This is a genomic window from Bacillus sp. BD59S (genome assembly GCF_007363175.1).
Classification (GTDB): Bacteria; Bacillota; Bacilli; order Bacillales; family Bacillaceae_G; genus Bacillus_A; species Bacillus_A pacificus.
Genome location: NZ_CP034686.1, coordinates 3026009 through 3040935, shown reverse-complemented (window position 1 = coordinate 3040935; position 14927 = coordinate 3026009). Strand labels below are relative to the sequence as shown.

Sequence of the window (14927 nt, the reverse complement as noted above, 5' to 3'; positions counted from 1 at the left end):
AGGAGGTATGGAAATGGCAAGCGGATCCACACAAGTAAAATACCTCGGCATTTATCAAAAAATGAAACAGCAAATTTTAGACGGCGAATATAAGATTAACGAAAAAATTCCAAGTAGCCCCGTCCTTGCTGAAGAATTTGATGTTTCTGTCCTTACTATAAAAAAAGCGCTGGATCTGTTAGTGAGAGACGGCTACATCATTCGCCGGCGCGGAAGTGGAACGGTCGTTCAAGATTGGCGTCAGCAAGAAAAGGCGCGAATGATTCAAACTTTAACAGGTACGAAAGCTGTTTATGGCAGTGAGGTAGAAAGTAAAATTATTGAGTTTACGATTGTCGGTGCCGATGAAGTCATTGCTGAAAAATTGGGTATTTCAGTAGGGGATTTTGTATATAAAATCATTCGCCTCCGTATCATTCACAGTATTCCAACGATTATGGAGCATACATGGATGCCGATTTCGGTCATTCCAGGTGTTGATGTTTCTGTTTTAGAGGAATCAATCTACTCCCACATTCAAAATAAACTAGGGCTTCAAGTGGGAACATCCGTTGTTAGGGTTAAAGGAATTCGCCCGGATGATAAAGAAAAGCAGTTTATGAACTTAACAAATCAAGATTTCCTAATGAGAGTGGAACAGGTGGCCTACTTAACGGATGGACGCACTTTTGAATACTCTTACGCCGATCACTTGCCGGAAACCTTTGAATTCGAAACAGTTATTACTGCAAAAAGTTATAAAGAGGTATAAAAAATAGGTTGGGGCACGTATTGCCTCAACCTATTTTTGTGTCTTCAATAACGCTATGGGGGAAATGCACATAAAAAAATGATTAATTACTCCAAGACTTCACATTTGATTAATTGAACTGTAAGGTTTAAAATTACAGTAAGATTTTTAGAAGTGAGTTGTCATCGTCTGTAAAATGTAGTTTCAACAAATGTATAGAAGAAGCATTTTAAAAGAAATGAATAATAGAGATAAATGAAACATTGCCGAATAAATAACATTACGTGAATTTGATTCTGAACTGTAATTTTTTTTAATACATTTAAATGACCGATATTTAAAATTGAAGTTTCATAAAAAATATTAAAGGAGTGAGTGAAATATGGTGGTTTTATATACAACAGCAAGCTGCGGTTCATGCCGAAAAGCGAAAGCATGGCTGGAGGAGAATCAAATTGATTATACTGAAAAAAATATCGTATCCCATTCTATGACAGTGGATGAACTTAAATCCATTCTTCGTTTAACGGAAGAGGGTGCTACTGAAATTATTTCAACTAGATCCAAAACTTTTCAAGACTTAAATATAAATATAGATGAGCTTTCGCTGAATGAATTTTATAAATTAATAATTGAGCATCCGCTAATGTTGCGTCGCCCAATTATGCTGGATGAGAAAAGATTACAGATTGGTTTTAATGACGAAGAAATTCGTAAATTTTTACCACGTAGCGTTCGAACATTTTTAAATATTGAACTGCAAAAGTTGGCTAATTAACAAGTAATATTTTTTAAGAAAAGTTTTTTGAAAGGAGGAAGCAGAAGATGATTGAAGTATGTGTTACAGTCAATTATAACGATAGAAATTATCAAACAAATGTTATTGTAAGCAAAGATACAGTGTGGAAAAAAATTAAACAGTTGGCAGAAGAGCAAGTGAAGAAACAATGGAGTCTTTAAATGTATGTTTAACTTAAAAAGCTAAATGAAGTTATGGAATCTATTTCTTTATGCTAAGAGTGGTTCTTATATATTTTAACGTTTGGCTAATCTATCTGTAATGTTTATAGCTACAGTATGTGAATATAGGAGAAATAATTTTTTGGGATCGTAGGAGGAAAATAATGAGCAGCGACTTTACCTTGGCCATACACAGTTTAACTTATTTAGCTTTACAGCCAGACCGGATGTCAACAAGTAACGCTATTTCAGAAAGTGCAGGTGTTCACCCAGTACGCATTCGCAAAGTGCTAAGTTTGTTAAAAAAACATAAGTTTATACAATCGAAAGAGGGGACTGGTGGCGGTTTTATTTTTGCTCGAGATTTAAGTGAAGTTAACCTTTGGCATATATATCAGATAACCTCTGAAGGTGCGTTGCAGCCTAAGTGTCCTGAGTCAAATAATCAGTGTATTGTAGGTTCAAACATGCGAAAAGTTCTTTTCGCTATTTTCATAGGTGCGGAAGAACAACTAGGTGAATACTTAAAGAACTATACAATGAAAGAAGTTGTTGATCTTATCAATCAAGAACGTTAAGCGGCTTACTTGTTATATAGAGCCGTAAGTTCTTACTATTTAAATGTAATGGAAAATATTACAGTTTGATTTCGTTTTTATTTCTTTTTTATCGCCACAAAAAATATTTATAAGAAGGTGAAAAAGTATGTTGTCAAATAATAACCATGTTTTAAAAGTAGGAGATTGGGTTCGTGGAATATCAAATGAGGGCGAATTCATAGTTGGTTACATTGTATCACTTGATGAAGTGGAAGATGTAGTTACAGTTAGCATTGTGAAACGGGACGATAAGTACACAAAAAACGAAGCGATTTTACTCTTTAGTAAACATGTTAACAAACTCCCTGAATCAAAGGTAATCAATAAGGAGCAAATCCTTTATCTTATAGACCTTGCATTATTAACAGGAGACGAAGAATGGTTTATCGAGCTTTCTTCAAAATTAAACTCGATAAAAGAGCTAGTTAACGAGAGGTTTTAGAGATTACATGATTTGCTTTTAATAGGTTGAATCGTACAATAATCAATAATATCATCTCTTTTGTTGCATTTTAATAAAAGAGGTGATTGGTTGTATGAAAATAAAAATAATTAGCATCATATGTTTTCTGAGTTTTTTATTACCCTGTATCTCCGCTCAAGCAATTGTAAAAATGGAAAATAATAGAAATGAAAGCTTTGACATAGATTTAACCGGTTATGAACTTTATTCGTTTGGTGATTTTAATCAATTAGGTTATAAGATAACACCACTTACTCAACTGTTTCTAGGGATAGTCCAAACAGAAGGTGAGTGGATTGATGAACCACGATTATATATTAAGGGAAATAAAGGTTATTTTCATCTTTGGAAAGCTGATGGTACGAATGTTCTTTATACCGTTGAAAAGAGCGGTGATTTTTGGAAAATTATAGATGTGAAAAGAAAGGAAATTAACAGAATACCTGTACCAAAACAGTTTTTAAAAGAAGTAGTCATGAATCTCTTATTAGAACCGATAAGTAAAGAAGTTGAAAACTATTATAAGGAACCAAAACTATGGGATCGAGGTTCTGAAAAAATACTTGAAATAAAAACAGATAAAACAAATAATATTTTCTATGTAACTGTTCAAATTCAAACCTTTGAGGGCGCACACAATCCTCCTTATGGAGAAGACACGATTACTTTTCGTATAAAAGGAAATGATGTAAAAACGATTCATTACAAACATAGAGATATTCCTGAAGAAGAGTTGAAAAAACTCGAATTAAGATGACTTTGAAATGATTTGTTTGCCCACTCCTGATAATGATAATTATGTCAATGAGCTGCCTAATATGGGCAGCTCATTTTATTTTTTCGTGTAGCGTAGGTTTTTGTAAAATGTTAGCGGTCCTCTTATTGCTATGAATTAAAAAAGTATTTTTCCTAAAAATGTATATGAATGCAATGTTGATAATATATATCCTGGAAATTTGTTTGCAAATTCAAAAAGATATTTCTTTTTAACCACGTTAATTATTTATTGGAATATCTTTTTTGATTAAAACAAATTTTATTGACAGAAAAGAATATAAGTATTTTTAAAATGAGTAACTTTGGTAAGTATTGTATGAAGGTATTTTATTCTAATTCATTCAGTTTTAAGCGATAGGAATAAGGGTTGTGTACGAACTGTAAAATATTATCCATATAAAATTTTGTTCGCTAAATATTTCTGAAAATATAAAAATATTAATTTTATAAATATACACGTTATAATGAGGGCGTCGAGAGAAATTTTATTGTCTCTGGAGAAAATATAAAAAATGCGATTATTAGTAAGAAAGGTGTGTGATTAGAGGCGAAATGTATGTAAAGTACTTCAGTGGCTTGTGTAAGCAATATCATCAGTGCTGCCGAAGTTATGAAAGTAATGTATAGAATTGAGAAAGAAATGCCTCGCAAATGAAGAGAGGCTGGTTTAGCTAAAATTACTGTTAAAAGTAAAAAAGAGAAACCGTTAAAGTAATACACTGTTATTAGAAATGTTGCAACGTATTTATGAAGTCTATTCCATATTGTTCTTTTAAGGGGTCTTTATATAAAGAGCGGATATTACGAGTAAACTTTTTTGTGAACGCTAACAATTATATTAGGACGCTAACTAGCGAATGTTTCAATTGGGTTTCATTATGATGAAGGACATACAATGTGGGGCAACTTGTAAGGAATTCATTTTCCCAAAAAGGAAAATATTCGGTAGCTATTAAGAGAGAGGCAGGAATAGATACAAGGGGGAGTTATTATATGAACGGGAATACTGCAAAGAAAATAGAAGTTCAAGCTGAAAATACCGCACTAAAAAATGAGCAATATGCAGATCCGAAAAAGTGGCATAAGCAGGATACTACATGGGCACTGAGTCTATTTGGAACTGCAATTGGAGCAGGGGTGCTCTTTTTACCGATTAATGCAGGTTCAGGTGGTTTATTATCATTACTACTAATTACATTGCTTGCATATCCAGTTATGTATTACTCACATAGGGCACTTGCTAAAATGATATACGCTTCTAATTCTGCTGATGAGGGGATCACAGGTACAATTAGAGAGTATTTCGGAAATAAAGCGAGTATCATTTTTAACATCGTATATTTCGGTTCAATTTATACAATCGTACTAATGTATTCGGTTGCGCTTACAAACACTGCAAGTAGTTTTATCGTGCATCAATTGCACATGCCAGAACCTCCAAGAGCTATTTTATCACTTGTATTAGTTCTTGGTCTTATCGCTATACTGAATTTTGGTCAAGATATTACTGTAAAGGTAATGAGTATGCTAGTGTATCCTTTCATAGTTTCTCTACTTTTTATCGCAATATCTTTAATTCCACAGTGGAATACGTCAATGCTTAGTTTTTCAGCTGTTTCAACTGCTTCAACAGGAACAGGCTATTTTGGGACGATATTGATGATTCTACCAATCATCGTATTCTCATTTAATCATTCACCTATGATTTCATCATTTGTTGTGAAACAGAGAGCTACGTATGGAATCGAAGCCACTGATGCGAAATGTGCGCAAATACAAAAGGTTTGTTATATCATGACATTCGCTGTTGTTATGTTCTTCGTTTGGAGTAGCGCATTGAGCTTGACTCCAGAGGATATAAAAATGGCAAAAGAACAAAACTTATCAATTCTTTCATATCTTGCGAATGAGCTTAATTCGCCTGTAATCACGATTGCAGCTCCAATCATTGCTTTTGTGGCTATTACAAAGTCATTCCTTGGCCATTATATCGGAGCATTTGAAGTAATGCGTGACATGATTATTAAGTTTGGTAAATCACGTGGAAAAGATATTGAAGAAAAAACAATTAAGACAATAATCCTTACTTTTGTTGTATTATCATGCTGGTTTGTTGCTTATACAAATCCAAGTATTCTTGGACTTATTGATTCTCTAAGCGGTCCATTAGTTGCTGCTATCTTATGTCTATTACCGATGTATGCGATTCAAAAAGTACCGGTATTAGCTAAGTACAAAGGGAAAATGAGTAACGTATTTGTTATTATTGTAGGTGTCCTTACTGTTTTAGCAAGTATTAAGTCATTATTCTAATTTACGATTGTTAGTTCGAATGAAAAATAGAACGATTTTGGGACAGGCTTCTCGGTTTGGAGGGTCTGTCCCTTTTTAATGCGTTACAGTTTATCTTGTTGATTTTATGAGATATTTCTGCATAATTATAGCTAAGGGAGATGATTTCAGATTGAGTAAACTGAATATTAGAACAACGGTTTCGGGAGATATAATTGTTACTCGTCTTATCGGCAAGATTAAAACAGATGATGTTTATGAATGGTTTAATGGTTTCGAGCAAGTTTGTCAGCAATTCATTTCCGAGGGACGGAAATACAAATTGTTGGTAGATAGAAAAGGCTACATACCAGATCATTTTTCGGTTCAAAAAGTATGGAAAGAGAAGTTTTTTAATGAAACGATTTTGAATCACAGTAAGGCAATTGCTTTTCTCCTTGAAGAAGGCCAGATCATGAATTATTTACAACAATCCAATACGAAAGAATCCATAAAGTTTTTTGATGATTATAGACAAGCATTCCTTTGGTTGAATGAATATCCCATATGAAAATTTTAGCGAACCAGTTGCTTAAGCAATTGGTTTTTTTAGCTTGTAATGTTGTTGATGTCTCTATACGAAATGTTTAGTGTGTATAGCAGCATTTTATTTTAAGGGACATACATTTTGAATGCGTTAAATATAATTCTTATTAGCACCAAGAGGAAGAGAGTACTAGTAATATTGAAAGGTCGCAGGATAGAGTCACATAAATTTAAAAATATCCATGTGGCATAAAGTGAGTAAGGGGGATAAAGATATGAGTACTTCAAATTTGAATGAAATAAGTAAACAAATTTTAAAAGAGGAGGAAACACTTCAATTTTCCTCTTTTACAAATGAAGATGCCTTGCAACTAGGTTTATTTATCGTTGAAACAGCAAAGCGAGAGGGAAAATTGATTGCTGTTGATATAACGAAAAATGGTGTGCAATTATTTCATTTCAAGATGACAGGGACAAATGCGGAAAATACGAAATGGATTGAGCGTAAAAAACGAGTTGTTTCCCTGCATGATCGTAGCTCGTATTATATGCAGATACAAAGTGAAATAACTGGAATTTCATATAATGAAAAATATCTTTTAGATACTTCGGAATATGCTGCGTTTGGTGGATGCTTTCCTATTAGAATAAAAAACGTAGGGGTTATTGGAATGATAACAGTTTCAGGGTTGCCGCCAGAAGTAGATCACGAATTGGTAGTAAGAGCAGTTAAAAATCATTTGAACCAATAGTTGTAGTTAGTGAATAAATAATTAACTTTAGGGGGCAATACTATGCCATTAATTGAACTAAATACTTGGCCAACCATGTCAACAGAAGAAAAGAAGGAATTCATTTATAATGTAACGGAACTTACAATAAAACGATTAAAAATTGTCCCTGACAAAATTTAAGTGTTGATAATGGAACTTGAGAAAGAAAATTGGGGGAAAGCTGGGGCTGTAGCAAGTGATGCTACCTTTGCTGAGAAAAGTAGGGTGTCCAATTGGAAGACAAAACAGTCTTACGATACACCGTCTGGTAACGTTGATTTCTAAGATTAAAGAATGAGTAAAAAGAGTGCAAAATTACACTCTTTTTTTATTGTCTATTTAATAAAATGTTTCTGTTTATATTATGACTTTTAAATTACTTTAGGAGATCTAAAGAACGGATTTTAAGACAGTATTAAAGTTTGACATGTAATCATGCATTCGATAATATATATATGCTATAGCATGTATATTGCAAGTTATTTGGAGGTGGCATATGGACTTATATGAGTTAACAGGACATCTTGTTCATCGTACTGATGTGAAATTAACAAATTATATAATGTAAGTTTTTAATCACATATTGCTTATAAATTTTATCTTTTATATGCTATAGCATATAAAATCCGCCTCTTAAATTGTAATGGAGAAAATTTAAATAATACAGTAGATATATTATGAAACGAGGAGATTTTAGTTATGGGAAAATTCATATTAGCGTTTGATAGAGAACTTGTAATTGCAGAAAAAAAAGACTCAACATGGAGTGTCCAATCACAGTTTGCAGGTGCGAATCCAGTTGCGTTAGCTTCAGATCCATACGATCCAGAAAGAATGTATTGTGGTACTTTTGATAGAGGATTATGGAGAAGTAAAGATGGAGGAAGTTCTTGGGAAGCGATTGGAAATTTACCTTCTTTTGGTGAAGTGTTCCGAGCTAATGCTATTCATATGAGAGCTATTACAGCAGTTTCTGTATCTTCAGTGAAGGGTGATGACGGTAACGGTATCGTATATGTAGGAACTGAACCGAGCGCAATGTTTGTATCCAAAAATGGAGGAGACAGTTTTGAATTGCTAACGGATTATCGACAAATGCCATCGTATTCATCATGGTTCTTTCCTCAAAGAACATATACGCACCACGTAAAACATATTGAAATTGATGCTAATAATCCAGAAACTATATATACAACGATTGAGGTTGGGGGATTAATTAAAAGTGTAGATGGAGGTAAGACCTGGACTGAGAAAAAAGAGGGGAACTATCCTCAAGATATTCACATTCTTACATCACATCGCAATGCTCCAAATCGTTTATACGGGGTGTTAGGTGATTCATTCTTGAAAGAACCAGGTCAAGAGTATGCGGAGAGTAATGATGGAGGTAAGACTTGGAACTATATGTGTAGTGGACTCAAGCATCATTATGCATATCAAATGGCAGTTAACCCAAATGATCCAGAAAATATTATTATCGCGACATCTTCAAATCCACACGTAGCGCATGATTACAATAATGGAAATTGTGAATCATTTATTTATAAGAAAGAAAAAGATCAGCCTTGGGCAGAAATGAATACAGGTTTACCAACTCCTAAAGGCACAATCATACCAGTATTAAAGGCAACAAGTGATGGAACGTTCTATCTGTTTAGCAATAAAGGAGTGTATCAGTCAGTAGATGGTGGTTCAAATTGGATATCATTAGAGATTCCTTGGGAGAATAGATTTATGGAACAACATCCTTATGAGATGTTAATCATTAAATAAGTGATGGATATAGTTATTACTACTATTCATTGGTAATGTTTAGTTGAATTTAAATTAAAAATGTAAAAAACCAGGTAATGCATTATTCATGCTACCTGGCTTTTTTGCTGGTTAAAGTTATATTTGTGTAAATATGAAACACGCAGGATATATGAATAGAGAATGGGTAAAATAGTATCGAATGGTCACTAGATTGTATCAATGATGTTATAAGACGTTTTTTTAGGTAAACTGAAGTGGTTTAAATGCAGCTGTTTAGTTAGATTTAGAATGAATGGCAAATTGGTGTTATGGAGTTCAATGATTCAAAAATGAACTCATTTAAACGCATATTATCTTTGAGATGTATCATTTTGAAGAATATTAGAACTCAGGAGGAATTGAATTATGACAAAAGATTTCTATACTGCACTGAAAGAAAGACGTACTTACTATGGGATTAATAAAGAGGTACAAGTATCAGATGAAAAAATTAAAGAAATCGTGGAGTTTGCTGTGAAATATACTCCATCCGCTTTCAATTCTCAAACTGCGCGATTAGTTGTATTGTTTGGTGAAGCTCATGATAAATTATGGGATATTACAACTGAAACATTAAGAAAAGTAGTTGGAGATGGAGATTTCTCAGGAACGCAACAAAAAATGGATTCTTTTAAAGCTGGTTATGGAACAGTACTATTCTTTGAAGATGAAGCTATCGTTAAATCGCTTCAAGAAAAATTTGCTGCATATGCTGAAAACTTCCCAATTTGGTCACACCAAGCATCAGGTATGCACCAATTAGTCGTGTGGACAGGTTTAGAAGCAGAGGGATTAGGAGCATCTTTACAACATTATAATCCATTAATTGATGATGAGGTAAAACAAGAATGGAATGTTCCTGCTAACTGGAAACTCATTGCACAAATGCCATTTGGTAATCCAACAGCTGCACCAGGAGAAAAAGAATTCCAACCACTTGAAAAACGTGTGAAATTTCATAAGTAATAAACGTTATTCATAAGGAATGAGTAAAAAGATCCTAGTTATGAATTCGATCACAAATGTAGCAATATGTATATTAAAAAACACGAAGACTTTAAAGTCTTCGTGTTTTTTTGTTCATGTTTGAAAGTGATAAAGGAGTATAATGGTTTTTAGTTAATTAGGATAAAAATAATCCTATAACTGTATGTAAGAATGTGTGATTTTACAACCTTTTCTATGATAGAAAAAGATACTATTTTAGTAAATATAAAAGGTTAGAAATTATGGTTTATAGGGCACTTTTTTGTTCCTATGGAACTTTAAAGTGCGTAATTTTCTTTATCGTTAATATATATCATAATGGTATTTATTAGTTGGTTTTAGCTTTACTCTGCTGTTGATGTGATTTTTTAACATGACAATGATTAGAATCAGAATTATCGAGTAGATCTAAATGATGATAATTTCGATTTTTAATTCAGTACAGAGTCCAATAGCTACATAATTTTCGTTTATACTCTTTCGAAAAAAGGGTGGATCAGCTTATTTTCTGTTAAAGATAAGAGAAGTGAACCACAATATAAATGTAATTATTTATTCCAACGTAAGTCAATCATGTAGCACATGAATTTGGAGGGATCTATATGCATATGCAATTAAAAGGAAAAACAGCATTGGTTACTGGATCTACGGCAGGCATTGGAAAAGCAATTGCCACTTCATTAGTAGCGGAAGGAGCTACTGTACTTATTAATGGACGCCGTGAAGAAAATGTTAATCAAACGATAAACGAAATTCGAGCGCAGTATCCGGAGGCTATCCTTCAACCTGTAGTAGCTGATTTAGGAACAGAACAAGGGTGCCAAAATGTGATTGAAAAGTACCCTGAAGTAGACATTCTTATTAACAACTTAGGAATTTTTGAACCTGTAGAATATTTTGATATCCCTGATGAAGATTGGTTTAAATTGTTTGAAGTCAATATTATGAGTGGTGTTCGACTTACTCGCTCGTACTTGAAAAAAATGATTGAAAGAAAAGAAGGAAGAGTTATCTTTATTGCTAGCGAAGCAGCTATTATGCCGTCTCAAGAAATGGCTCACTATAGTGCGACTAAAACGATGCAACTCTCACTTTCTCGCAGTTTGGCTGAGCTAACGACAGGAACGAATGTGACTGTTAATACTATAATGCCTGGTTCGACTTTAACGGAAGGAGTGGAGACTATGTTAAATAGTCTTTATCCTAATGAGCAATTGACAATAGAAGAAGCTGAGAAGCGATTTATGAAAGAGAATCGACCAACCTCTATTATTCAAAGACTTATTCGACCAGAAGAAATTGCCAATCTTGTCACTTTCTTAAGCAGCCCACTTTCTTCAGCGATTAATGGTTCCGCGTTGCGAATAGACGGGGGATTAGTACGTAGTGTATTTTAATAAATTAAAAACAACATAGTATACTGTTGAAGATAAGATGGTAAGACAAATAAGTTGTATTTTACTCATTAATAGAAATATACAAAAAGCAAATTGTGATAAGAAAACAGCCGGATTTTCTACTATAAGAAAAATTCGGCTGTTCTTTTTTTACTTGTTGTAAAGGATGGAAAGCTTTTAGCGTTGTGGCATTTCTTAAGAAAAAGATAAGACGAAGCGACCCTGCTGTTATTTGTATTATTTTGTGAAAATTACCAAACGTTTTTCAACACTATTTTCCCTATTGCTTTATTTGATTCCAAATATTCATGTGCTTGTGCAATTTCATCAAACGTAAAAGGTTTCGAATCTAGCAATGGACGAAGTTTTCCTTCTTCTACTATTTGCGTTAGTTTAGTTAAAATTTCCCCGCAAGCGTCACGTTTATCTGTATGTAATATTTTTAACGCCATAAAAGTAACGTGCAGAGTAAGTCCTTTTGCGTGTAAAGGAGAGAGGTCATGGGTTGAACGAGCTGCAATTGTTACGACAGTTCCATTAACTGCGGCAGCTTCGAAAGAGTTATCGAGATTTTTGCCACCTACCGTATCAAATATAACTTCAAATCCGTTGCCATTCGTATATTTTTGCACATATTCTTGAACAGATTCCTTTTTATAATTAATAGCTATGTCGGCTCCTAGACGATAAGCTATTTCCATTTTGTTTTGCTGAGAAGCTGTTGTGGAAACTTTAGCACCTGCCCATTTAGCTAATTGAATGGCTACGTGTCCTACGCCACCAGTAGCTCCATGAATGAGAACATTTTGACCAGGTTTAATATTTGCACGATCAAATAAAGATTCCCAAGCTGTAATTGCAACCAATGGTAGAGCAGCAGCTTCTTCTATTGTTAGGTTTTTAGGTTTGTGAGCAATCAGTCGTGCATCAGCAAGCATAAATTCTGCAAGTGCACCTCCAGTTTCTTTAAAACCTCCAGCACAACCGTATACTTCATCCCCAGATTTGAATTTCGAAACACCTTCTCCTACTTCAATAACAATACCAGCTACATCTCCATGTAATATAGCTGGAAACTCAGGAGCGACTGCTGAAACGGCACCATTACGCATTTTTGTATCGATTGGATTTACACTTGTTGCTTTTACATGGATTAGAACATGACCTGGTAAAAGTTTCGGTTTTGAAACTTCTTCTAATTGAAATACAGATGAATCCCCAAAAGAATGGATAATTTGTGCTTTCATTGTTTATACCTCCTGTTTGTGGTTATAGCATAGCAAAGTACGAAAAATAAGTATAATATTTTGAATTTGGTTAGTAACAATTTTATATAAAGAAAGGGAAAGTACGTGAAATAATGTAACGTATTTGCAAAAGCAACAGTACAGCTTTTTGAAGAAAGGATAGATGTGATTTTTGCAGCATAATTTATTCATTATGTTTATTATTACTCACTTAGTATAGGTACTTAAAAGTGCCTACATCACTTTAAAGTACGTACTGTTATTCATGTTATGACCGATTTATAATAACACTCGTAGCACAAAGAAAGTTATAACGATGACAATCGGCAACAATGTGGTGTTACAGTATCGTTTATGAATTTTGAGAAGAAATACAAAAAGTATAGATTTATATGAATAAAGGAAAGTGAGTGAAACACATGGAAAAGTTTGCGAATCATTTTGGATATAATCGTATGTTTGCGAAAGATCAGCTTACATTAGGAGTCCACATTCCGATTGAAAATTATCAGTTTCATGCTCCAACGATGGAAAAACAAGTAGAGTTAGTGCAAAAAGCAGAACAATATGGTTTTACAGGTGTATGGCTTCGCGATGTTTTGCTGCAAGACCCTGACTTTGGCGATCCTGCAACAGGTCAAATTTACGATATGATGATTTATTTAACGTATTTAGCAAGCAAAACAGAGAAAATCGCATTTGGAACGTCGGCAACTGTATTATCGCTTCGTCATCCATTACGTGTGGCGAAAGAAATTGCGACATTGGATCAACTGTTTCCGGAAAGAATTATGCTCGGCGTTTCATCTGGTGACCGACGTGCAGATTTTAAAGCGTTAGGTGTTAGTCATGAAACACGAGGTGAAAAGTTTAGAGAAGCGTTTGCTTACTTGGAAGAGATTTTGTATAAAAACTTCCCGTCTATTCAGTCGACGCTAGGAGAAGTGCATGGTGCAAATTTAGTCCCAAAACCGTCTAAACGTGTTCCAACCTTTATTACAGGTTTTAGTCAGCAAAATATGGACTGGTTCGCTGAACATGGAGATGGATGGATGTATTATCCACGTAGTCCAGTGCATCAGGCAGCAGCAATTGGACAATGGAGAGAACGAGTAGAGGATTATTATCCAGATGTATTCAAACCATTTATCCAACCGATGCATTTAGATTTATCTGAAGATCCAAATGAACGTCCTACACCGATACGTTTAGGTTACCGTACAGGGCGTAAGGCACTAATTGAATTACTTGATGTATATAAAAGTATTGGTGTGAATCATTTATTCCTTGCTCTATTTGATGGTCAACGTCCAGCTGACGAAGTATTGGATGAGCTAGGAGAAGAAGTACTACCGCATTTCCCAGCATTGTAAAGGAGTGAAAAGAATGAAAGCAATAGGACTTATGCAATATGGAGATAAAAGCGTACTACAAGAGATTAAAATGCAGACACCGCTATTGGGAGACAACGATGTACTGATTGAAGTATATGCAGCTGGTGTAAATCCTGTGGATTGGAAAATACGTGAGGGTTTACTTCAAGACGTAATTTCTTATGACTTCCCGCTCGTTTTAGGATGGGATGTTGCAGGTGTAGTTGCTGCTATAGGAAAAAACGTAACAGTATGTAAAGTGGGGGATGAAGTATATAGTCGGCCAGATATTGAACGAAACGGCACGTACGCAGAGTACGTGGCTGTAGATGAAAAATATGTGGCGAAAAAACCGAGAAATCTATCCTTTGAAGAAGCGGCATCAATCCCTCTAGTAGGTTTGACAAGTTGGCAAAGCTTAGTGAAGTTCGCAAATGTTCAAAAAGGTAATAAGGTTTTAATTCATGCTGGATCTGGCGGGATTGGTACGTTTGCTATTCAACTAGCGAAAAGTTTCGGTGCACATGTTGCAACTACGACTAGTACGAAAAACATGCAATTTGTAAAGGATCTAGGCGCTGATACTGTCGTCGATTACAAAACGGAAGACTTTTCTTTGCTTTTGCATAATTACAATATTGTATTTGATGTGTTAGGTGGGGATGTACTAAAGAATAGTTATAAAGTACTTGCACCAAATGGAAAGTTAGCGTCTATTTATGGTCCGAAAGGTATGGAAATTCCGCAAACCGAGATATCAAGAGAGAAAAATATTGAGAGTGACCATATATTTACTGAACCTAACGGATATGAACTTTCTCTTATTACAGAATTAATTGAGAGCGGGAAGATTAAACCTGTTGTCACGCATGTGTTGCCTTTACATGTAGAAGGTGTAAAAAAAGCACACCACATAAGTGAGTCAGAACGTGCTCTTGGGAAAATTGTATTGAAGAAACATTGGTAAAGTATGAGGTTTTAGAGATAGTATTGTGCTAAGTAGCGAATGA

15 protein-coding genes and 1 pseudogene are annotated in these 14927 nt (G+C 34.3%); 15 read left to right on the top strand and 1 reads right to left on the bottom strand.

Translation table 11 applies throughout. From position 1 onward, the window contains the following. The first annotated feature begins 13 nt into the window (after window positions 1–13). From EKQ63_RS17780 to EKQ63_RS17720, 13 genes and pseudogenes are all read left to right on the top strand, one after another. Complete coding sequence (locus tag EKQ63_RS17780; protein ID WP_000146304.1) at window positions 14–751, top strand: GntR family transcriptional regulator; 738 nt, start codon at window positions 14–16, stop codon at window positions 749–751. 361 nt (window positions 752–1112) lie between these two features. Next, window positions 1113–1508, top strand: a complete 396-nt coding sequence (spxA, locus tag EKQ63_RS17775) for a transcriptional regulator SpxA (RefSeq protein ID WP_087996296.1) — start codon at window positions 1113–1115, stop codon at window positions 1506–1508. Between the two features lie 47 nt (window positions 1509–1555). Continuing rightward, entirely contained in the window at window positions 1556–1690 is a 135-nt protein-coding gene (locus EKQ63_RS17770; RefSeq protein ID WP_000573534.1) for a BA3454 family stress response protein, read from the top strand. Window positions 1691–1854: 164 nt separating this feature from the next. Beyond that, window positions 1855–2268: an Rrf2-family transcriptional regulator SaiR gene (gene saiR, locus EKQ63_RS17765; RefSeq protein ID WP_087954807.1), complete on the top strand. Its 414-nt coding sequence runs from the start codon at window positions 1855–1857 to the stop codon at window positions 2266–2268. Between the two features lie 127 nt (window positions 2269–2395). Continuing rightward, entirely contained in the window at window positions 2396–2731 is a 336-nt protein-coding gene (locus EKQ63_RS17760; RefSeq protein ID WP_000950600.1) for an IDEAL domain-containing protein, read from the top strand. Window positions 2732–2825: 94 nt separating this feature from the next. Then, complete coding sequence (locus EKQ63_RS17755; RefSeq protein ID WP_140421312.1) at window positions 2826–3509, top strand: DUF3888 domain-containing protein; 684 nt, start codon at window positions 2826–2828, stop codon at window positions 3507–3509. 1013 nt (window positions 3510–4522) lie between these two features. After that, window positions 4523–5842, top strand: a complete 1320-nt coding sequence (locus tag EKQ63_RS17750) for an aromatic amino acid transport family protein (RefSeq protein WP_001014170.1) — start codon at window positions 4523–4525, stop codon at window positions 5840–5842. 106 nt (window positions 5843–5948) lie between these two features. After that, a complete protein-coding gene (locus EKQ63_RS17745) occupies window positions 5949–6371 on the top strand; it encodes an STAS/SEC14 domain-containing protein (RefSeq protein ID WP_087954810.1) in 423 nt (140 codons plus the stop codon). Window positions 6372–6588: 217 nt separating this feature from the next. Beyond that, complete coding sequence (locus EKQ63_RS17740) at window positions 6589–7098, top strand: heme-degrading domain-containing protein (protein WP_140421311.1); 510 nt, start codon at window positions 6589–6591, stop codon at window positions 7096–7098. Window positions 7099–7140: 42 nt separating this feature from the next. Further along, window positions 7141–7398 (top strand): annotated as a pseudogene (locus tag EKQ63_RS17735) (tautomerase family protein); the annotation flags it as partial. Between the two features lie 420 nt (window positions 7399–7818). Continuing rightward, the gene (locus tag EKQ63_RS17730; RefSeq protein WP_087954814.1) at window positions 7819–8892 is read left to right on the top strand and encodes a WD40/YVTN/BNR-like repeat-containing protein; all 1074 of its coding nucleotides are present in this window, start codon (window positions 7819–7821) and stop codon (window positions 8890–8892) included. Window positions 8893–9279: 387 nt separating this feature from the next. Further along, the gene (locus EKQ63_RS17725) at window positions 9280–9879 is read left to right on the top strand and encodes a nitroreductase family protein (protein WP_087954815.1); all 600 of its coding nucleotides are present in this window, start codon (window positions 9280–9282) and stop codon (window positions 9877–9879) included. Window positions 9880–10502: 623 nt separating this feature from the next. Then, window positions 10503–11297, top strand: a complete 795-nt coding sequence (locus tag EKQ63_RS17720; RefSeq protein WP_000551097.1) for an SDR family NAD(P)-dependent oxidoreductase — start codon at window positions 10503–10505, stop codon at window positions 11295–11297. Window positions 11298–11548: 251 nt separating this feature from the next. Here EKQ63_RS17720 and EKQ63_RS17710 read toward each other — a convergent pair whose 3' ends face one another. Next, entirely contained in the window at window positions 11549–12544 is a 996-nt protein-coding gene (locus tag EKQ63_RS17710; protein WP_143881355.1) for a zinc-dependent alcohol dehydrogenase family protein, read from the bottom strand. 419 nt (window positions 12545–12963) lie between these two features. Here EKQ63_RS17710 and EKQ63_RS17705 point away from each other — a divergent pair, with 419 nt between their 5' ends. Together EKQ63_RS17705 and EKQ63_RS17700 are read left to right on the top strand one after the other, a co-directional pair. Next, window positions 12964–13917, top strand: coding sequence for an LLM class oxidoreductase (locus EKQ63_RS17705; protein ID WP_143881354.1), 954 nt, complete (start codon window positions 12964–12966; stop codon window positions 13915–13917). A 13-nt stretch (window positions 13918–13930) separates the two neighbouring features. After that, window positions 13931–14884 (top strand): NADP-dependent oxidoreductase, encoded by a 954-nt coding sequence (locus EKQ63_RS17700; protein ID WP_088328111.1) that lies wholly within the window; start codon window positions 13931–13933, stop codon window positions 14882–14884. The last annotated feature ends 43 nt before the right edge of the window (window positions 14885–14927 follow it).